The 21,121-nt window shown below is 45.5% G+C and carries 16 protein-coding genes; 2 read left to right on the top strand and 14 right to left on the bottom strand.

The features are described from left to right. Positions 1–76 precede the first annotated feature (76 nt). Positions 77–1,963 (bottom strand): methyl-accepting chemotaxis protein, encoded by a 1,887-nt coding sequence (locus R7Z49_RS02550; protein ID WP_054575394.1) that lies wholly within the window; start codon positions 1,961–1,963, stop codon positions 77–79. 364 nt (positions 1,964–2,327) lie between these two features. On the opposite strand from R7Z49_RS02550, the gene R7Z49_RS02545 reads away from it, so the two are divergent. Next, on the top strand, positions 2,328–5,078 hold the full coding sequence (locus R7Z49_RS02545) for a M16 family metallopeptidase (protein WP_318111291.1): 2,751 nt from the start codon (positions 2,328–2,330) through the stop codon (positions 5,076–5,078). An 87-nt stretch (positions 5,079–5,165) separates the two neighbouring features. On the opposite strand, the gene R7Z49_RS02540 is transcribed toward R7Z49_RS02545, so the two are convergent. Next, positions 5,166–5,618 (bottom strand): polymer-forming cytoskeletal protein, encoded by a 453-nt coding sequence (locus R7Z49_RS02540; RefSeq protein WP_080276973.1) that lies wholly within the window; start codon positions 5,616–5,618, stop codon positions 5,166–5,168. Further along, positions 5,522–6,475 carry a M23 family metallopeptidase gene (locus R7Z49_RS02535; protein WP_005374721.1) on the bottom strand — a complete coding sequence of 318 codons (954 nt, stop codon included), beginning with the start codon at positions 6,473–6,475 and terminating at the stop codon, positions 5,522–5,524. Before R7Z49_RS02535 ends, R7Z49_RS02540 begins: the two co-directional genes overlap by 97 nt. A gap of 427 nt (positions 6,476–6,902) precedes the next feature. On the opposite strand from R7Z49_RS02535, the gene R7Z49_RS02530 reads away from it, so the two are divergent. Beyond that, positions 6,903–8,657 (top strand): hypothetical protein, encoded by a 1,755-nt coding sequence (locus R7Z49_RS02530; protein ID WP_318111289.1) that lies wholly within the window; start codon positions 6,903–6,905, stop codon positions 8,655–8,657. 80 nt (positions 8,658–8,737) lie between these two features. On the opposite strand, the gene R7Z49_RS02525 is transcribed toward R7Z49_RS02530, so the two are convergent. From R7Z49_RS02525 to R7Z49_RS02475, 11 genes are all read right to left on the bottom strand, one after another. Beyond that, on the bottom strand, positions 8,738–9,382 hold the full coding sequence (locus R7Z49_RS02525; protein ID WP_104976385.1) for an START domain-containing protein: 645 nt from the start codon (positions 9,380–9,382) through the stop codon (positions 8,738–8,740). 77 nt (positions 9,383–9,459) lie between these two features. Next, a complete protein-coding gene (locus R7Z49_RS02520; protein ID WP_054576560.1) occupies positions 9,460–10,644 on the bottom strand; it encodes a multidrug effflux MFS transporter in 1,185 nt (394 codons plus the stop codon). Beyond that, on the bottom strand, positions 10,641–11,285 hold the full coding sequence (locus R7Z49_RS02515) for a recombinase family protein (protein WP_054576561.1): 645 nt from the start codon (positions 11,283–11,285) through the stop codon (positions 10,641–10,643). The genes R7Z49_RS02520 and R7Z49_RS02515 overlap by 4 nt, the downstream gene beginning before the upstream one ends. Before the next feature lie 146 nt (positions 11,286–11,431). Next, positions 11,432–12,439 carry a LacI family DNA-binding transcriptional regulator gene (locus tag R7Z49_RS02510; protein ID WP_017820101.1) on the bottom strand — a complete coding sequence of 336 codons (1,008 nt, stop codon included), beginning with the start codon at positions 12,437–12,439 and terminating at the stop codon, positions 11,432–11,434. Positions 12,440–12,656: 217 nt separating this feature from the next. After that, complete coding sequence (locus R7Z49_RS02505) at positions 12,657–14,390, bottom strand: sodium:solute symporter family transporter (RefSeq protein ID WP_222716864.1); 1,734 nt, start codon at positions 14,388–14,390, stop codon at positions 12,657–12,659. Then, positions 14,383–15,378, bottom strand: coding sequence for an ester cyclase (locus R7Z49_RS02500; RefSeq protein WP_017634491.1), 996 nt, complete (start codon positions 15,376–15,378; stop codon positions 14,383–14,385). The genes R7Z49_RS02505 and R7Z49_RS02500 overlap by 8 nt, the downstream gene beginning before the upstream one ends. Before the next feature lie 49 nt (positions 15,379–15,427). Continuing rightward, positions 15,428–16,402 carry an ester cyclase gene (locus R7Z49_RS02495; RefSeq protein ID WP_005374738.1) on the bottom strand — a complete coding sequence of 325 codons (975 nt, stop codon included), beginning with the start codon at positions 16,400–16,402 and terminating at the stop codon, positions 15,428–15,430. Positions 16,403–16,913: 511 nt separating this feature from the next. After that, positions 16,914–18,194 carry a TRAP transporter large permease gene (locus R7Z49_RS02490; protein ID WP_005374740.1) on the bottom strand — a complete coding sequence of 427 codons (1,281 nt, stop codon included), beginning with the start codon at positions 18,192–18,194 and terminating at the stop codon, positions 16,914–16,916. Next, a complete protein-coding gene (locus R7Z49_RS02485) occupies positions 18,191–18,754 on the bottom strand; it encodes a TRAP transporter small permease (protein ID WP_005374742.1) in 564 nt (187 codons plus the stop codon). Before R7Z49_RS02485 ends, R7Z49_RS02490 begins: the two co-directional genes overlap by 4 nt. Before the next feature lie 58 nt (positions 18,755–18,812). Continuing rightward, the gene (locus tag R7Z49_RS02480; protein WP_005374744.1) at positions 18,813–19,808 is read right to left on the bottom strand and encodes a TRAP transporter substrate-binding protein; all 996 of its coding nucleotides are present in this window, start codon (positions 19,806–19,808) and stop codon (positions 18,813–18,815) included. 267 nt (positions 19,809–20,075) lie between these two features. Next, positions 20,076–21,032 (bottom strand): LacI family DNA-binding transcriptional regulator, encoded by a 957-nt coding sequence (locus R7Z49_RS02475; RefSeq protein ID WP_005374746.1) that lies wholly within the window; start codon positions 21,030–21,032, stop codon positions 20,076–20,078. Positions 21,033–21,121 lie beyond the last annotated feature (89 nt).

The raw sequence follows: 21,121 nt of genomic DNA, 5'->3' as shown, positions 1-21,121 counted from the left end.
CCATAAAAACAAACCCCGCTAGTAACAAAGTCGCTAGCGGGGTTTGTTGTTTTTAAGAGCGTCCTTAATGTGGCGTTTAAGCCAGTTTAAATGTTGCTACTTTCGAGTTGAGATCCTCAGCTTGCGATTTCAGCTCAGCAGATTGATTCATCGATTCTTCGGCACCAACTACCAAGTGATCGGTCACATCTTTAATGGACGTGACGTTTTGCGTGATTTCATTGGTTACGTGCGTTTGCTCTTCGGCGGCGGTCGCGATTTGCGTTGCCATATCGCTGATCAGCGCAACGGCCGCGTTGATTTCATCCAGAGCCAGTGCTGCGCGATCAGCATCTTCCACCGAACCTTGCGCGAGCTGAGAGCTTGTATCCATGATGGCCACTGCGCGTTGTGTGGTTTGCTGCAAGGTCTCGATCGTCGAGCGAATCTCTTCGGTTGAGGTGTGTGTGCGTTGTGATAGCACGCGAACCTCGTCTGCAACAACGGCAAAACCGCGACCTTGTTCACCTGCACGCGCCGCTTCAATCGCCGCATTCAGAGCCAGTAAGTTGGTTTGCTCTGCGATGTCTCGAATCGTTGATAGCACGGTTGAGATGTCTTGCGCGTGCTGGTTGAGCTCACCGATGACAACGCTCGCTTGGTTGACTTCAGAAGACAAATTATTGATGGACGATTTGGAATTGATCACCAACTCATGACCGTTTTGTGTGCTTGCTGAAGAGTCTTGAGCGGCTTTAGCCGTCTGCTCTGCATGTGCTGCAATCTCTTGCGTTGCTGATGCCATTTCAGTCACAGCGGTCGCCACCATAGTGATTTCTTGTTGCTGATGGTTCAGATCGGAAACCGATTGATTCGCGCGAGTCGTGCTCAGCTCCGATTGTTGGCTCAGTTCTTCCGCTTGGTGACGAATGTGACCAATAAGTTGCTGCAAACTTTCAACGAACTGGTTGAAGTTTTCAGCCAGCTCACCAACTTCGTCACGGTTTTCTACTTTGATGCGTTGAGTCAGATCGCCGCTACCGTTGGCGATTTGCGCAAGCGCATTCGAAACATTGTAGAGCGGACGGAACAAGATGTTACATAGCAGGTTAAACAAAGCCACACAGATAACGACGACGATAGTGGTTGCGATGATTTGATCCCAAACTGCATCGTAAAGTGGGGCAACCAACGAGTTTTGATCTAACACTGTGACCGTTGTGAGTTTGGTACCCTCTATGTGGCGCGCGTAAATCACATATTCGGTGCCGTTAATAGAGACGCGACGCTCTGTACCTGAACGTGCGGCAGACGTAATGTCGTTGTTGTTGAGGCCCAGCTTGCTAACCGGTTGATTCAGCAGTTTACCGTTGTTATGAGTGAAAATATTGCCCTGTTCATTGGCAATAAACATATAACCTTCACCCGGTAGGATCACTTGGTTGAGACTGTTCAGGATATCACCGATCTCTACGTCAGCACCCAGAACGACGGTTTGACCATGCAATTGCAGGGCTTTACCGAGCGACACGACGTTAGCCCCCGTGGCAGCTGCGACGGTCGGGTTATCCATAAAGACTTTCGATGGGTTGGCGATTGCATTGGTGTACCAGCCCCACTTACGAGGATCGTTATTACCTGGTGGCAAAACCACCCCATTAGCGTTGTCTTGTGACCCGTCCGGGTAAGCGAGGAAAACGTTATCGAACGCGCCAGAGTCTCGGACTTGTTTCAAATGCGTAACCAGAGAACGTTTCTCTGAATCAGAAGAGAGTGAAGTCAGTGCGCGCTCTTTAGAGAGTAGCCAGTCCTTTACGTATTGATTGTAAGATGCGCTAGTGCTTTCTAGTCGCTGTGCGACTTCGACATCGAGCCTATTTAATGAATCTCGAAAAGACAGCCCCTCTACCAGCACTCCCCCTAGAATGATGGCGGCACTGGCAGAGATTGCCAGTTTGTTTTTTAATGATAGATTTTTGAACATAAAGCGAATAATAGATCTTTGAATAATAGTTGTTGTGTTTTTATTCTCATCAGTGCTCTCTGCGCTGTTGAATATGCAGCAGAAAGTCAGATTCGAATCTGTTCAATAATTATATTTTATTGCTCAAAATAAATACTGACTCCATGTCGCGAATTTGAGTTTTACACCAAATAAGCAAAAGGATTTGGAACGATATTATTTATGTATTTGTAAAGTAAGGATTTGTCGATTTTTGTAAATGAGAATTGATTTCAATAAATGGTGATCTTTATCACATTTGCGTGTCTGATAATCCATTAAAAATGTGAAGGTTATAGCACCGGATATATATTGATTAGCTTAATCATTGTTATGGGCAATCGTTATGCGCAGTATATTGTTAGTCCCCGCGTTATTAGTGTCAGGGTGTGCTCTGATACAACAGTCGACGCCGATTCAACCTGACGCCAACTGGCACGTGGACCAGTTATCGAACGGTATGAAATACCATCTCTATCCAACAGAAGACCAAGAAGTCTCGGTCCGTTTGGTGATGAATATCGGCTCATTCCAAGAAACATCTTCTCAAAAGGGTTACGCTCACTTTGTTGAGCATATGGCGTTTAATGGTAGTGAGCATTTTACCGGTAACGACGTTGTCAAACTTTTTGAGCAATCTGGTGGTAGCTTTGGCGCTGATATCAACGCTTTTACCAGTTATCAGCAAACGTCTTACCAACTTGACCTTGCGAATAATACGAAGCTAGAAGATGCCCTGAAGTGGATGAGAGATATCGGTAACGGACTTGAGTTTGCTCCTGAGCAAGTAGAGAAAGAAAAAGGGGTGATTCTCGGGGAATGGCGACGTGCTAATCCAGATGATAAGTCCTTTTCTATGCATGCTTACCAAGCCTCGATTGAAGGCACTATGTATGGTGAGCATGACCCAATTGGTACTCGCGAAGCGATTCAAAATGCTTCCTCAAGTAAGTTAAAGGCGTTTTACGACAAGTGGTACCAGCCACAAAATGCCGAGTTGATTGTGACTGGTAATATCGACGTAGATTCACTGTCCAAGATTATCAAAAGCAAGTTCTCGAACTGGGAAAGTACCTCGGATACGGTAATAGAGAAGCGCCGTGATATTCGAGTGAACAACGAAAACAGAATCTTGCCAAGTAACACGATGGAATCACCAAGTCTTCATTTAGTGATTGAGCGTGGTCTAAGTGGCAGCGCGACGATTGAGCAACAACATGAAGTGTGGCGTGATGAAGTCGCAACACAACTCATTCAACAGCGTTTGATCCGTGTACTCAGTGATGCCGCTGAACCTTTTCAATACGCTTATGCAGAGCCCTATTACTCTAACTATCAGCGTATGATGTCGGCAGGGATTTCGTTTGCACCAGATCGCCGCGAACAAATGCACCAGACTTTCATTCGTACCTTGGCGTCGTTAAGAGATTATGGTGCGACTCAATCCGAGTTAGATAGCGTTATGTCAAATTGGCAAGGTGAACTTGCAAATATTGATTCAGATTGGAGTCAGCGTAAGCCAAACAGTTACGCAGAAGCACGTGTTTTTCAAATTGGACAAGACAGTGTCAGCCAATCAAAAGAGAATTATGCCCAGAGTTTGGCAGAATTCATCAACAACGAGAATTTAGAGAGCATTAACACACAATTGACGGCTTTGTTATCTCAGCAGCCAAGCTTTTTTATTGGTTTGGGGAAAAGCGAAACGTCAGAACAGTTCAATGGTGTATTTGCCGCTCTAAACAGTGCCTATCTTCAAACTGGCGAAAAACCGTTAGAGATGTATGACAAAGTGGATGGATTCTTAAAGCCTACCCAGGAAGGCAGCATCACGAGCATGCGTCAGGAAGCGGGTGGTTTTCAAGTCTATACGCTATCAAACGGTATCGAAGTGTGGTTCCAAAAAGATACTAAAGCGGGTGGTCGAGCGTATATTTACTATGCGAGCCAAGGTGGTAAAGCCGCTGTTGATCCGACGTTGTATGCCGCTTATGAAATCGCAGCAACAACGGCAATACGCAGTGGGTTAGGGACATTTTCTGGTTCAGAGCTAGATAGCTACTTACGCAAAAACAACATTGCGCTTGGCGCGATGCTTGATGCGACCAGTCACGGAGCTCAAATTACGGCGCCAAATACGCACCTAACTGATGCTTTGAATGGACTATACAACCTAGCGACGGAGATTAAAGTCGACGAGCGCCAGATGGAAGCAGCGAAGCAAGAGTTTAAACAGCAGAGCGGCGCTTTTTTTGAATCACCGATGGGAAAACTGATTCAAAAAGCAAACGGCAATTCTTATTTGCCGGGTAGTCGTCATCGTATAGTGTCCAGTGATGATGTTGAACAAGTGACTTCCGAGCAGATACTAGCGGTGCATGAGCAACTTTTCAAAACCAATGATGGTTTTAAGATGGTTATTGTTGCAAACGTAGAGCCGGAAGAAATTACACCACTTTTGCGTAAGTATGTGGCCTCTATCGAAATGAAACCGAGTCGTTCGATTGATTATCACGTTGCGTTTAACCCGGAAGTGCCGGAGCGAACTGTGATTGCGGATGGGCATGAACCTTCATCGTTGTATGTAATGCGTTTGACTAATACGAGCGATTACCAACGTACGGCAAGAGACACGGTTATCGAAGATATTTTGCAACGTATTAGTAATGCACGTGTTTTGGATATTGTGCGAGAAGAGTCTAGCCTTGATTACAGCCCGAGCATTTACACCATGACACAAGATCGCGAACCCATCTCTGATTGGCTCTTGGAGTCTCAAGTTGAGCCCGAAGACGTGGCACTTTTAGAGAGTAAACTGGGCAAAGTGTTTGATGGTTTAGCGTCAAATATTACCCAAAAAGAAGTGGATACGGCCGCGAAACAACTGGCAGTCGCGATGCAAGGATTGGATGACAACCCAGCACAGAGATCATGGGCATATACTCGTTATTTGGTGCATGATTACGGCGTCGATGTGTTGCTTGACGTTGAGAAAGTGGCTAAGAGTGTGACGTTAGATGAAGTGAAAGCGCATGCAAAATCAGCTTTTGGTCCACAAGCAAAACGCTCGGTAATGGTTTTAAATCCGGCCGAATAATCACGTAGTTTCTGACGAAAATCGTGGCAATAGTAATAAAAAAGACGGCGTGAAAGCCGTCTTTTTTAAGCACTTTAATCAAAGCTTTTATGCTGATTTACGCGAAAGTCGCTTTTCATTGTTGGTGTTATTTTCTTTTGTGATCGCACTGTCTTGAGCCTTACCCTTTAACGTTACCACTTCCTTTTCAGGTAATTCGGCTGCTTCACCAAAGAATTTGCCACCAGGTTCAATGCTGAGGTTATTGCTCCAGATCCTACCGCTTACGCGTCCCTTGGCAAGCACTTGAATGTGTTCTGCGTGACAGTTTCCGTCCATCATGCCATTAATGATCAGCTGTTTAGCGTAGATTTCACCGTTTACTCGCCCGCTTTCTGCGACAACGAGAGTGCCTTCCACGTTAATTTGACCATCGACGATGCCATCAATCTGGACATCGTTTTCTACTTTGAGTTCTCCGCTAAGAGAACAGCCTTTGGCGATGAGAGTTGAAGCTGCTGAGCTACTCGTTGTTCCACTGTTTTGATTAAAGATTCCCATCGTATTCTTCGCTCCTTAGTAAAAATGTCTTCGAAATCATTAAGGCTCCAATCGACAAATGGTTTCGGATTCAGTGCTCGCCCAACAAATCGCACCTCGTAATGCAGGTGAGGGCCAGAAGAGAGCCCACTGTTGCCGGAAATTGCAATCAGCTGCCCTTTTTTGACGAACTGACCACTTTTTACTTTGAACGCTTTCAAGTGCGAATAAGAACTCGAAAAACCGAAAGAATGTTGTAGCCTGAGGAAGTTACCAGAGCCTTTATTACTGCGGCGGGTAACTTCCACTACCCCATCGGCAGGGGCATAAATTTTGGTACCGATATTTACGGCAAAATCGAGCCCACGATGCATTTTGGCAACTTTTGTCACCGGATGGATACGCTTACCGAATCCGGAAGATAGCCGTACGTTGCCGACTGGAGAGCCACTTGGTATTTGGTTTAATAACACCATGCGAACGTTTGAGGTTATCGCCGCTGCATCGAGCCTAGCATCCAAGTTATTTGTCGAGGTATGTTCTCCAACCCCAAGCACTTTCTCTAATTCACCCAAACGTTCCGAAACAAGTTGTACCCGTTCTTCCCGTTCTGAAAGGTCATTTTCTAGCTCTGATTTAAGTGTTTTCAGTGTGCTGAGCTCTTCACCCATGGTGCGTGAATGCTCTGTCAATTCAGCTTGTTTTAACGCTGCATTATCAACGCGAGTGTACAAGTGATGAATTAAGATTACGGTCGCGGCCAGAGCAACAACAAAAAAAACGAAAAACGTTTTTATGTTGCGTTGCATCCTTTTACTGAAGTACCAATGTCTTGAGCCATTGATAGTTGATATAGAGATCGTCAACTGGTCTTTCATCGTCTTCTATTGCTCGTATTTGGTATACGTCTCGTCACTGAGTTAGTAGGAATGTAAGGAAAACGAGTAGGGACTGCCAGAGGCAAATTGGAAAGAAGTGTCAGGTCGTGAGGCGTTTTCAGATATTAGATAAAAGACTCAATAAAGATTTAATATTCTGCTGATTTTGGTCGTAATTACTCCAAATCGCTTCATTTAACTGAATATTATGATTTTTAAGGCGGTTATCCGAGAAATTGGATTGTGAATATTGCCAATAGCATCCGCACGCAATTCAACTTACTTCACGGTTTGCCTTATAAATGTTGGATAATTTATCAAACCGACATTCATTACATCGATAACTTGTTTATGATAGCGGTTGATATAAAGCACTATTCATTGGCTTTAAACCTAAGCGTTACATTTCGTTTAGGAACACATAACTATGACAACGGAGTTGGTCGTGAAAAAACTACTATTGGCTACAGCAGTGGTCGCAGCAGCAGGGGGCGCTGGCTACCTGTACCAAAACAATACTACCGCGAGTGATGCAGGCTCACTGTTAACGCAAGTTCCTGCAGATTCACTTATGGTGACGTATCAGACTGAACCTTTTAACCATTATAAATACATGAACGCATTCGGTACGGCGAATCAAGGCTCGATTGCAGAACTTTTTGCCGATGAACCACTGTCTCCACAACAGCAGTTTGCAGTTAACTTATTCGATGGATACCTAGAGAGTGCTGCGTCGCCAGAAACATTAAAAGCTTATTTGGGCACCGGGGAAAACATTAATCCTGTGTTGTACACAATTGGTATGGTACCGGTGTACAAAGTGGATATTGAAGACCCTGCCGCGTTATGGAAAACACTGGATCATGAAGAGCAGATGAGCGGCGCTAAGCATGAGTTGGTTAAGCTTGGTGAAGTCGAGTATCGTCGTTACGAGATGACTGATTCAATTGACCCGCAGGACGGTATTGGCTTGGTTGTAGCCGTGGTTGATAACGTGCTTACGTTAACGGTTGATGTTCCGCAACTGGGCGTTCAAAACCCGATTAAAATGGCATTAGGGCTTGAAGCACCAAGTCAAAATATTGCTGACAGTGGACGCCTTGAGGCGTTGCAAGCCAAATACGGTGAAAACAACAACTCTTTTGGTTACTTTGATCATCGCGAAGTGATTAAAGGTTTGACGACGAAAGATGGCAATATGTTTGCTCGTCAAATCAGCACGTTGGATGCAATAGATCCTGAACCAACTATTGAGGAAATGCGTTCACCAGCCTGCCATACTGAGCTTACTCAAGTTGCAGAAAACTGGCCTCAGTCCGTCGCGTTTGCAGAATACAAGATGAAAGGCGATCAGGCGTTCATTAAAGGTTCTTTTGTTGTTGAGTCCAACAATAAAGTGATTCTAGATGCGCTCAAGTCGATTCGTGGTGTATTGGCAGAGTCTAAAAGTGATAAGAGTTTCTTTAGTATGGCGCTTGGTTTAGACATTAATACGCTAGCGCCATCGATTGGTCAGATTTGGGCTGACTTGACCCAGCCTCAATATCAATGCTCTTTATTGACACAAATGCAGCAAGAGATGGGCGGCCAGAATCCAGCAGCCGCTGTAAGCATGGGGTCAGGCATGGTTAACGGCCTCAAAGGCTTAAGCCTGCAAATGTTTGATATCAAAGTAGATACTAATGCTCAGCATGGTGAAGTATTTAGCCAGCTAGATGGTATGTTGTCTCTTTCTGCCAATGATCCAATGATGCTTATTCAAACTGCGCAAATGTTCGTTCCTGAACTTGCTCAATTGCAAATTCAACCGGATAACCAACCTGTTAATGTCAGTGACCTATTAGAAATGCATACTGGCATGAAGGTGGACGTGTTTGCTCGTCTAAACGAAAACCATTTCACCCTTTACAGTGGTGATAGTGCTGCGGAAGCAAGCAAAGAAGTGATGGCGCAATCACTTTCTCCAAATGGCTTGTTCAGCTTTGGTTTTGATTCAGAGCGTATTTTGGAAGTGTTAGAGAGTGCGTCGTCAATCACTGGGGAGCCGGTTCCGGATGATGTTGTCAAAAGCTTACAAGGCGAGCTTGTTGGTGGTATGACGATGGACGTGACAGACCAAGGTATTGGTTTTGAGTTTGATTACCGTGGTGCAACTAAACCTGTAACGGTTGCACAACAGTAACACATTGAGTAGAAAAAGGCGGCATATGCCGCCTTTTGTTATTATGTACCGCATTAAAAAGCGAGTGGGAAGAGCGACGCTTACTCATCTATTTGAGGATGAGAGTATTGCTGATATTCAGGTAACTCTTTTCTTAAGTTACCAAATGTCGCCCATGCACTTTCTTTTGAAAGTTTGTTGATCAGCCAGTTTGGCAATAGACCTCCGGGATCAGCAAACGCCTTGTATTCCACGAGTGTTGTATCGTTTGTGAGTTTTTGTAACTCCCAAGTCGCATCAACCGAGCGAATTCGAACATAACCATTTTGTTCAGCAAGATATGAGTCAGGTGCGCTTTTGATTTCTACGGTGAATCCCAGCTCATCGACCCAGTACTTTGAGTAGGTGACCATATCCCGATTTTTGGCAGGCCATGGTGCTTTAAACTGGGTGTAAACGATGTTCTCGGTGGCCGATATCTGATTTAAAACCCGGCTATGACTGGCATTGTCAATCCAGTTCGGGATGTTGTCACTGTCTTCCAGTAGCGTTAAAAATGCACCATAGCTGGTGGGTGTGAACATCCGGGCACGGATCTCAACTAAACCGTCACTATGTTCTCGGGAGTAAATTGTGATTCCATTCTTGTCACTCTCGAACTGCCAGTTCTCGTTGGCGCTCGCATCAGTACCAGCGGATATCAATGTGGCGAGTGTTACGGCGCCCATTCTTAAATGCAACATCATGTTAGTATCCGCCAACTTTTCCTAAATTTAAATTTATACGATTTGTTGTAGCTATAAGGACAATAGTATGTTTGTTGTTATTGTTCTGAAGGTTGCTCTGCACTAAAGCCACGTTGAATGTTGGTGAAGGTAAGCGATGCAAATATTACGATAACGATCGCTAGATGCCATGCTTGACTCAATCCAAGCTGCACCAGAGTTAAGCTGACCAATGAGGAGACGACCATTTGTCCACCACCAGACATTGCCGCTGCGGCACCTGCTTGCTTTTTATAAGGTTGCATTACCATCGCTTGTGCACAAGGTAGGGCAATACCATTACCCAAGATCATTAATAGCTGTCCTAGCATCAGAAATAGAGGCTCAACAGGGCAGAAAAATAACCATATTGCGGCAGCGAGGTGAAGAAATGGGGTGCAAAGCAGCATTTTTTTATTGCCAATAATTGGCCTTACTCGGTTACAAATCGTGGTACCACATAACATACCCAAAGCGGGAATGAGCGCCCATATCGCGTATTGAGCGGAGGTCATGCCAATTTGATCTTGCATGATAAATGGCATCACAGAGACTGTCGTAATCATTAAGCTGAAGTTTAACCAACTGATACTGGCGAAACTCATAAAGTAACGAGACGTAAGTAAGCTCTTGTATTGGAGTAACATTTTTCGGGGTGACGGAATGACAGAACGTTTTGTGATGGTTTCTGTGAACTTAAAGGCGATGATTACCCAGGCCAGCGAGACATAGCCCAATAGAGAAATAAACACCATACTCCAACCGAAGTGGAAGTTGATAAAGCCGCCAATCACAGGTGCAATAAGTGGCGTGATTGAAGCCGCCATGGCGATGTAAGACATTGCCACTGGGAGTTCATCCCCGCTAAATCTATCTCGAGTCGACGCCCTCGCGAGTACCGCGCAGCATCCTGTACCTAACCCTTGTAAAAAGCGCCCCATCACCATCCCTGTAAATGTGTCACTGAAGAAAATAATCATCAGCAGACCAGACATCGCGATGAGTAAACCGGTAAGTAATACTCTTTTTCGTCCTAAAGCATCTGACACTGGCCCGTAGATAAATTGAGAGGGGCCAAAGCCGAGCAAATAAATACTCACAAGTAGTTGAGCTTGGTCGAGGGAGATGGAAAAGTCTTTTGCTATCCATGGCAAAGAGGGCATGACTAGCCCCATGCTCAACTGGCCAACGCTAATAATAAGACAGGCGAGTAGTATAGTATGAGAGTTGATTGGGCGACTCATGACTGGTCTCCATTCAAACAACCTTTTTGGCGTCGTGATCTTAAGCCGCCTTCGTCATCCACTTCATTTAGCTTTGCTTTGACCCGCTTCACAGTCGATAGACTGACTTCGCATTGCTCTGCTACGTTTTGCAATGTGTAGCCTTCTAGCAGCAACGTTGCGATCTGTTGGTGTTTGGTTTTGTTTGCGGGGCGGCCGCGAAACTTCTGTTTCCATAATTCTGGCTGCTCTTTAATGGCCTGTCGCCCTTGCTCTGCGGCAAACAGGCGATGTTCAGTCTGCACTTTCCCATATCCAGATAACACTGTGAGTAGTGTTTGAGTTTGAACAGAACCTGGCTCAAAAGTTAGTGATTCACATACGGTTTTCAATGTTACCCCTTTATCGAGTAGCATTTTTATTGTGTTCAATGCTTGACTAAAGTCGCGACCAAATGCGGTCAGCCACCAGAGCACAATCGTATCCCCAGTTCTGACGGAATCGAGCAGTTGTAAGAATGCCTCTCTCTCGGTTGGAGGCATGCAACCACGAACCTTATCCTCAAAATGCTGAGCTTCGGGAGCAAAAGCTTTTAGAGTATTAAGGTGCTCTTGGTAAGCTCGATTTTTTGGCGAATAACGAGTGTAAAGATACGTGGTCATAAGGATTATGAGCCTTTTTTTGTTTGGTTCATATAGTGTAATAGCTCATAAATATACATGGGTTCATTAATGCTTACAACACTAAATGAGCCATTTGGGAGTCAGAGGCAAATAAAAAAGCCAACCGAATGGCTGGCTATAGCTATTTAAGCTTTTGTTGTCTGGCGCTCGATTAACTTCACTGGCACCATCATTTTTACTAGGCTGCCGTTTTTCGTATTAATTTGATCAACAATGATCTTCACGCACTCGCGAGCGAGGCGACGGAAATCCTGGCGGAACGTGGTTAATTGATAGCTTAACCATTCTGTCTGAGGAATATTATCAAAACCAATGACTTGTAAGTCCTGAGGAATCCTCAACCCGCATTCTATACGGGCGATATCCATGACCGCCATCGCAAGGTTATCGGTTGCACAGAACACTGCTTCAGGCCGATTTTTGTCTGCCAGTATGGCACGGACTTTATCAAGTGAGCTCGCGTAGTCATAGCTGGCTTCAATGATGCGTGGCGTCTTGCCGGTTAGGTCTTCAAATTCAGAGCAGAAGCCGCTTTGGCGTTCGTCATTCGTAAAGGTTGGCACTTCTCCCGTCAAATAAACCGCGTTCTTCACGCCACTTTTGTGCAGAAGTTGCGCGGCTTGTTGGCCTGCTTCGTAGTTGTCACTGATAACGTAGCTACTCCTAGTACCTTCAACAACTCGTGCGTATTGAACAATTGGGATATTAAACTCTTCACATTCTTCATAAAGGGACTTATTGAAGGTTGCGGAAGCAGCAATGACACCATCGACGCGATACTGGAAGATATTTGGGATTGAGTGGCCCTCTTCTTCATCCACTTGCCATGGAATCAATACGGCAGAATAACCTTTTTTCTGTAACTCACTGGAAATTAACTGCAGTGTTTTCATATGGATAGGGTAATCCGCATCAGGAAACACCAAACCTATCAATTTCGATTCGTTTGTGGTCAGGCTACGTGCAAAGGCGTTAGGGCGGTAGTTAAGGGCTTTAGCCGCTTCAAAGACTTTTTGCTTGGTCTTTTCGGATACTGAGCTACCCGGAACAAACACGCGCGATACAGTAGATTGAGAGACGCCTGCCATCTTTGCCACATCTTTTGATGTGACTACGTGTTTAATTGATTTCATGAATAAAACTTAGTTGCCAGTAATTGAGGTCATAAGACTAGCATAAATAGGTACGTATTCATAAATGTTCTGACGGGGTATCCTAAGTAGAATAATGGCTTTGGAGTGTTAAAAAGCAAAATGTGGGTTAACCCATTCGATTTGCTTTGAGCTAGCACTAGATCTAGAGCGTAGATACTGTCCGTTTGTTGGACGTACAGTATCTACGTAAAGAACATTAATTTGCTTGTTTGACTGCAACTTTACGTTTCGGGGAGAGGAGTGAATACCCCATGTATCCGATGCAAGCGGTAGCGACAAGAATAGAGCAGCCACGCATAAAGTTAATCAGCATAGGAGCGTTGTCGGTAAACGCGTTGATCCCCCAAAGCATCACGATCGAGAATACAAACATCACTAGTAAGCCATAACATGGAGCATCGATTTTGCCGGGAACGACATACCAACCATCTTCCTTGATTGGTTTATTTAGACGAGCATATTCCGCTTGCTGGCCTTTCACTGTGTAAAGATGCATTTCATCTTGTTTACCCGTCAGGAGAAGGCTAGCAATGTAAGCGACAACGGCATTCACAAGGACGCCAATCACGCAATACCAAGGCCACGCAATATCGGTCGCAACGGCTACATACCAGATCACCAAGAAGCTAGCAGCAACGCCAATTAACAAGCCTTTTTCCGTAATGTGTTTTGAGTAGAAACCAAGGACGAACATACAGAAGCTCGCACCGACAAAGTAAGAGCCTGCCTTACTCAGCACTTCCAGTACCGAGCCTGTGCTGGTGGCAAACATGATCGCTGGAATGATGACCAAAATCGCCCACGCCACCGTGAATAAACGCGATACCTTTAAGTAATGCTCTTCCGACTCGTTTTGCTTGTAGAAGCGTTTGTAAAAGTCAGCCACAGAAACGGTCGCCATTGAGTTAAATGCGGAATCGAGACTCGACATACTTGCCGCCAGAATCGCAGCGGCAATGATGCCCATCAAGCCTGGCATTCCATATTCACTCGCATAATGAAGAATGATGGTGTTGCCGTTTTCAAACTCTTTACCGTCGTAATAAGCGTTGAACAGGACGCCAAGCAAGATAAAGACAAAGTAAATAAAGAAGGCCACGTAGCCCATCATCAACATTGCCTTTTTCGCATCGCCCATGTTTTTCGCGGCCATACAACGTTGTACCATCATCTGGTTACCGCCATACACGGTGGTGTGGAACATCGTCATTGCGATAACGCCGGCCCATACAGTCGTTACTTGGCTTAGGTCAAAACTTGTTTGTAGGGCATCGGTCATTCCTTTCGCTTTGAGTTCTGCCATGACCTCCGTCATTGGAGCAGGCATGCCATTCCAAACGGCTTCAATGATGATGAATGCGCCAATAAATAAGATTACTGCTTGAATCACATCGGTCCAAATGACAGCCGCGATACCGCCCATTACGGTGTAGATAAGGGCAATTGCAGTGACGATCATGATGCAGTACATCACGTCGATACCAGTAATGAACTCTAAAATCATTGCTGTCGCGTAGAGTACGGCTGCCGAGCTCAATGCTTGTTTGATAAGGAAGATAAACGACAAAGTCAGTCGTGAAGCCTTACCGAAGCGTCGTTCTTGATACTCGTAGATGGAGGTTAAACCGTTGTTGTAGAAAAACGGCATAAACACAGCCACGATGAAGAAGATCACCAGCGGATAATTGAGGTGAATCGCGATAACCGACAGGCCTTCTTTGTAAGACCAAGCTGGCCCGCCAAGGAAAGACATGGCACTCACGTAAGTACAAACGACAGAAATACCGATCGCCCACCAAGGGATGCTCTTATCACCCAAAGCGAATTGGCTAGCTGAAGTGACTCGCTTACCAATCACCGCACCCAGTACTAGCGTTAGGGCGATGTATCCCCCAAGGATGCTCCAGTTAAGTGCGCCAAACTCATGCATAATTAGGTCCTTCTAACTGTTCTTTCATTTGTGCAAACACGTCATAGCCAAGTTGCAGCAGGATATGAACGATGTCGATCGCCACCCAGTTTTCCTTCAGTAAATCGCCTTCGCGTCGCCAAATGTCCATAACGCGAAGTTCGATGTGTTTTCCGGTTGGGGCAAGACCGAGCCAGCCACTGTGACCAGTGTGAGTACCATGCATATGTGGCCAACCACCTGTGGATACGTAGTCATTTTTGGCCAAAAAATTGACCTCAATATCGACACTTCGATCTGGGAACGCAAACACAAATGGCGCTTGATGGTGGTTACGGAAACCTTTGATACCGCGCGTAGTACCAATACCAGCAGGGCCGTACCACATGAAGTCATTGTGCCAGTAGTTTTCTAAATCCATCGAGAAAAGATCTTTGCCATCAAAACGACCCAAGCAAGACAGCATATCTTCAACCAGCTGGGCGCTCTTTTCACTTTCTTCCAAAGACACAACAGATTGTTGAATACCGTTAGAAGTTGCAGGAGAAGGAACCAAGCCATCGTGACCTAAGCTTTTACGAAGAGGGTTGCAGCCTGCTTGATTCATCGCGTCGATGAAGTCTGGGATCATGTAAGATTCGGTGATTTGGTCGTTCTCCACACACACCATTTCGGTGTAACGCAAGTAGAGTGTTTTCCCTGTTGCTGGGATGCCAAACAGTGGTTGTTCAAATGTACCGATAAAGTAGCCGGTAGAGTTGTACCAAGTGCGGCCTTCGTATTCGCCGTGCATAACAATTATTGGTCGGCGCTCGGCGTCAGGCAAAGCATTAACAAGTGGTGAGAGGAAAGATTCGTGGGTTGCATCTGGGCCATTAAGATCGTTCACAGGGTGCGCCACGCACCATTTTACGTCAGGGTTCAAAGTTTGCAGAGCGGCCTGTTTTTGCTCGATGTCTGCGGCTTTGAAGTAGTTCTGGTAGAACTGTTCGATGATGTTGAGTGACATGTTGCTTCCTTACTGTCTGTGATTTTAATAAATAGTGTTTAGTCAGCCGTTAGCCTTGTTGTAGCAGGATTTGCTTCCAGATTGCGGTCTCGTCAAACAAAGTGAATTCGCGACGAAGACCCCAAGGGCCAAACTCAGCGTGGCTGATCCCCATGATGTAAACCTCTTTTCCTGAAGGCTTACCAAACATCCCGTATCCCTCATGCTTACCGTGCAAAGACCATCGAATTGCAGCGCGTGGTGACATCATGTCGTCATCCCGGCCAATACGATGGTGAACGGTAAATTGAGCATTTGGGAAAGACGCACGAAGTGCCATCCAAAAATGATCGACTTCCGAGTATGATAGGGCATTTTGACCGCCAGTGTATTCGCCGATGCAAGCGCGGTCGTACTCTTTCGGTACTATAGAGAACTCGGCATTCATAAGGCTTCTGAGAATTGCTTCATAGCGCTGACCATATTCGTTGTCGTTGCCTACGCCCAAATAAGGTCCAGGAATGTCGACTTCAGGTGTGAACGGAAATGGGCTTGATTCCACGCCACCTTCAAATTCGATTTGTTGGCGTGCAAACTCTTCTGACGTCATACCCAGTTGTTTCGCGATATCGGCTTGATCGCGAACCAACCATTCGTCATTGATTTGGTTATTGATAGCGTGGCAATCTGCGATAATACGGAAACGAAGTTTGCGGTTCGAGGCTTGCCCGTAGAAGCCGTTGCCACTGTGTGTTGCAGTAGAGATGATTCGATGAGAAGAAAGCATGCCTTGTTCCGGGGTGCCTGACCAAATGACGTCTTCGCCATATAGCGTGCGATCGGGAAACTCGGCCAGTGTCGCCATTGTTGCACTGATCACCCCTTCGTTTCCTTGAACGATAGAGAGTGGAGTACGCACAACAATGTCGGGAGAGTAGTAGTGTTCTAAGGTGTTTAAACCTCGGTCTTCCCAAATCTCTTTTGTGATACCAAGAATGTAGTCGGGAAAATCACGCCACTTTTCATCGAAGCCAACCATGGCCATAAATCACCTCCGTAATTGAATAATTATGTTTTGATTACGTATTCAAAATATATCATGTTGCCATTTTGTCAACGGATTGTTTTTCAATTGTTTAAATAGCGTGCTGATGATCAGATTTTTAACAATTGAGCGGAAAATAAACTAAAAAAGTACAGGAGAGATGGAAGCTATCTCTTATCTAGACGTGTTAATAAGAAAGGAAGTCAAAGTTTTTTGTATGAATTTCCTAATATCTTATTGTTTTTAATCGCTTAATTTATTTTTATCTGTTTGAATGGAAACAAATGATTAAGCCAAAACTGATAATCATGCAGATCAAGGCACCCAAATAGACTTTATCGCTAACATTCAGCTATTTTGGTGTCAATTATCCTTATATCTTTCAAATTTTCCTTTTGCATACGAATGCTTAAAGGCTTTTTATTAAATCGGAAGTAAATAACGAATAAGCCACTAGAAAGGTGTTTATCTAGTGGCTATAACAGTCATAAGCGCTCTATGAGTGCAACGATCAGGATAAAAGCGCAGGTAATGATAGCGAGATGGCAGGGATGAAGGTAATCAACATCAAGGCCACTATCATTGCACCAATCCAGCCCATGATGGCTTTAGAGAGCGACTCTATCGGTACTTTGCCTACCTGACTTGCCATAAACAGGTTGGCACCCAGAGGAGGCGTAACAAAGCCAATGGCCAAGTTCACGATCATCACGATCCCAAAATGAACGGGGTCCATGCCGAGTGCTGACGTAATGGGTAACAGAATTGGCGTGAGAATAACAATGGCTGCCAGCGTTTCCATAAAGGTACCGACAAGCAACAACAGGACATTGATGCAAAGCAGTATCAGAAGTTTGTTTTCAGTAATCGATAGAATGAACTGAGCAATCTCGGTCGGTAGACGTTCTAGGGTCAATATGCGGCCAAACGTCACGGACGCACCCACAATGACGAGCACAGCGCCAACTAACAGTGACGACTCTAGAATGATTTTCACCACTTGCGTTGGTTTGAGTTCTTTATAAACAAACATGCCAAAGAATAAGCCATAGAGAACTCCGATGGCGGCTGATTCGGTAGGCGTGAAAATGCCGGAATAGATGCCACCGAGAATGATAACGGGTAGTAGCATTGCCCAACTGGCTTCTTTTAGCGCATCAAGACGCTCTGCCCAAGTCGCTTTGTGCTCGTTACCTGTGTAGCCCCGCATTTTGGAGACAATCAGACAGTAGCCGATCAATACCATACCAACGACCAAGCCAGGAATGATGCCCGCCATGAACATCTTGGTGACCGAGACCTCAGCAGTGATCGCGTAGACGATCATCACCACAGAAGGCGGAATAATGACACCAATCCCGCCGGAAGAGGCTATCAAGGCACCTGCAAAGCTGCGGTCGTAGCCTTTCTTCACCATCGAGGGAATCATCGTCAGGCCGATAGCGGCAACAGTGGCAGACCCTGTACCAGAGATGGAAGCGAAGAACATACACGCCACAATGGCCACGATGCCAAGCCCGCCAGTAAAGTGGCCAAAGAAGACCTCCGCCACATGCAATAATCGTTTTGAGATCCCTCCTTGGCTCATAAGGTTACCTGCCAAGGTAAAAAGAACGACGGCGAGGAGAGGGAAAGAGTCGAGCCCTGTTACCATCCCTTGGACTAAAAACTCGATGTTAAGAAATGGCAGACTGAGTATCGCGACCATACTGGCTGCCGCCAGAGCAATACCGACCGGAACGCCAATGAGCAGAAGCAGACCAAAGCTGCCAAACAAAAGTGCAGACGTCATGCGTTAAACTCCAATAGTCGGTTAGAAGTACGATACTTTGCTTTGATATGGCGATAGCGTTGGCGAGAAAAGCGAACTCGTTCATTGCTGGTGGAGCACGCGTTCACACGTTGATAAATGCTTGTCACTAGGCGCGCGCAGCTTAATAGTGCGCAAACTAAAACAGAGGTATACAAACACGCAATAGGAATTTCCATTGCGGGTGCAATCTGACCGAGTTGCAGGCTGCGGTTTATAACCTTAAATCCAAACCAGGCGACAGTGGCACTAAAGGCAAGGTAGATAAGATCAGAGACAATCAAACTGAATTGCGTCCAATTGCCCGGAAGTTTATCTATGAACACACGAATGCGGATGTGTCGATCATCTCGGATACAATAGCTGATGCTCAGGTACATCGCCCATACGAATAAATAACGTGCCAGCTCTTCAGCCCACGCGATCGTTGCGTCAAATAGGCGTAGTGCGATTTGCAAGCACAGTAAAGTTGTCATCGTCGAGATCGCGATAACGATAAGGGTAGGTTCTAGGTATTTGTCTAGTAAGCGAAACCACTTCATGTTCACCTCCAAAACGAGAAAGCACGACCTGTTGCCAGATCGTGCAAAAGAGTGGGAGTTATAGGCGTTCTATCTCGGCCATCACGTTGTCAAACAAGTCTTTACCCGTTTTACTGCGCAAGTCCTGGTACACGGCCGCATTCATTTTCTCTTTCATGATGCTGCGTACCTCGTCTGGGACGATGTTAACCGTCATGCCTTTTGCTTCGAGCTCTTTGATTACTTCTTGGTTTTGCTGCGCGGCGAGCTCACGCTGTTTTGCGATGGTTTCTTTGCTTACTTCACTGATCAGCGCTTGTTGTGCGGCCGGCAGTGAATCCCAAAACGATTTGTTCATGAACAACACGTAGTTGGTGTATATATGGTTAGTTAAAGAGAGGTACTTTTGTGCCTCGTAAAAACGTTCGGCATAAATAGAGTAGATAGCACTTTCTTGAGCGTTAATCAGGCCTTGTTGTAACGAGGTGAAAATTTCTCCCCAAGACAGAGGTGTTGGCGCAGTACCAATAGATTTCCACGCGCTTATTTGAGTGGGGTTAGATGCCGAGCGAATCTTTAGCCCTTTCAGGTCCTCAATACTATCAATTGGCTGTTTGTTGTTGGTCACGCTACGAAAGCCGACCTCCATAAAGCCAAGTCCATGAAAGCCTTTTGATTCCATAGCATTCAACAATGGTTGTCCGATCTTCTCACTGTCGAGCGCTTTGTGTGCTTGCTCTTCGCTATCAAAAAGGTAGAACACGTCGAGCACGTTAAACTCTGGGACGTAGGGAGAGAGTAAAACTGACGCACCAAACGTCATTTGTAAGTTGCCTTGCTGTACGAGTTCAGTCGTCTCACGCACATCGCCTAGTTGTCTTGCCGGATAGATTTCAACTTCTATCTCACCGTTTGAGCGAGCTTCCACTTCTTGTTCGAAATAGAGCATTGCTTTGTGTACGGGAGAGGTTTCTTGACTGTCATGAGCAAGACGAATAACACTGGTTGCAAACGTATTCATACTGCTAAATGCAAGCCCCAGTGCGGTAAGTGAAGTAAGGATTACTTTCTTCATCGTTCTTCCTTGTTTCTGGTATGACCTGCCATTGGCATTCGTCGGCAAGTCACACAACTTTTTATGTTTTTATAAATTAGTTGAGCAATTCATATCCATTTTGCATACGAATCCAAAATAAAACATTAAAGTAACAAGTCAATAACAAGATTGATGAATTGATGAGGAATTAAATAACGATTGGTGAAAATTTAATCGTGATCACAGAAAATGCCTTACTCGAAAGCAAGGCATTTTGTTTATGAAGAATGAATAAAAATGGATTTATTAAATGGTGCTACTACGTTCGATCAAGGTGCCTTGCTCGAAAAGGTATTCGCCAGTTGCATCCAGGTTGCCGTTGATTCGATTCATCAAATCTTCAACCGCTCGTTTAACAATTTTGTCGACTGGTTGAGCAATGGTGGTCAAATCATAGCTCGGCCATGCAGACATCGGAATGTTATCTACACCCATCACAGAGAAGTCTTGGGGGATCTTTGCTCCGGCTTGTCGCAAGCCATCCATCACACCCATGGCGAGGATGTCGTTTGCACAAAAAATTGCATCGGGTTTGCTAGTGTGCGACAAGATCGCTTTCGCTGCTTCTAAGCCTGCTTCAAAGCTGTACTTGGCTTGGATAAACGTTGGTGATGGAGCGCCGAGTTCTTGCAACTTTGAAGAGAAACCCAGCCAACGCTCTTCACTGGTCATGGAGCCAGCATCGCCACTGATATAAGCACACTGTTTTGCGCCTTTCTGCGTTAAATACTCCGCAGCTTGTTGGCCCGCCAAGCGGTTATCAATACCAGAGCTGTTGGCATTAATGCCTTCGGCGTAGCGGTTGATCAAGCTTAAGTGAACGCCAAACTTTTCGCATTGGGCAAACGCGCGTGAGGTTAAACGGCTGGTTGCGATAACGAGTCCGTCCACTTGGTATTCAATGGCGCGTGAAATGGCGAGATCGAGGTCGTCCTTGTCGATAGGGCAAAGCACAACTTGTCCGCCTCGCTTTTGAATTTCGACAGCCAAAGCACGAGATTGCATGTCGTACATTGGGTTTGATTCGCTATCTAACGCAATCGCCACTAAGCCTGAACGATTCGAAATCAGACCTCGGGCGATGGCATTCGGTGTGTATCCGAGCTTAGCTGCGGCATCCATCACCATTTTGCGTTTCTTCTCGCTAATACTCGCAGTCGGGCTGAATGCTCTAGATACCGTCGATTGAGAGACGCCGAGCATCTTCGCGACGTCGATCGAAGTTACTTTCGCTTTAATGGTGATACTCCTTATTTAAGGCCATTGAACCTGCTCATACGTGCTGAGTGTAT

The organism is Vibrio sp. 1562, assembly GCF_033340155.1.
Taxonomy (GTDB): domain Bacteria; phylum Pseudomonadota; class Gammaproteobacteria; order Enterobacterales; family Vibrionaceae; genus Vibrio; species Vibrio alginolyticus.
This window is presented reverse-complemented; position numbering and strand designations above follow the sequence as displayed.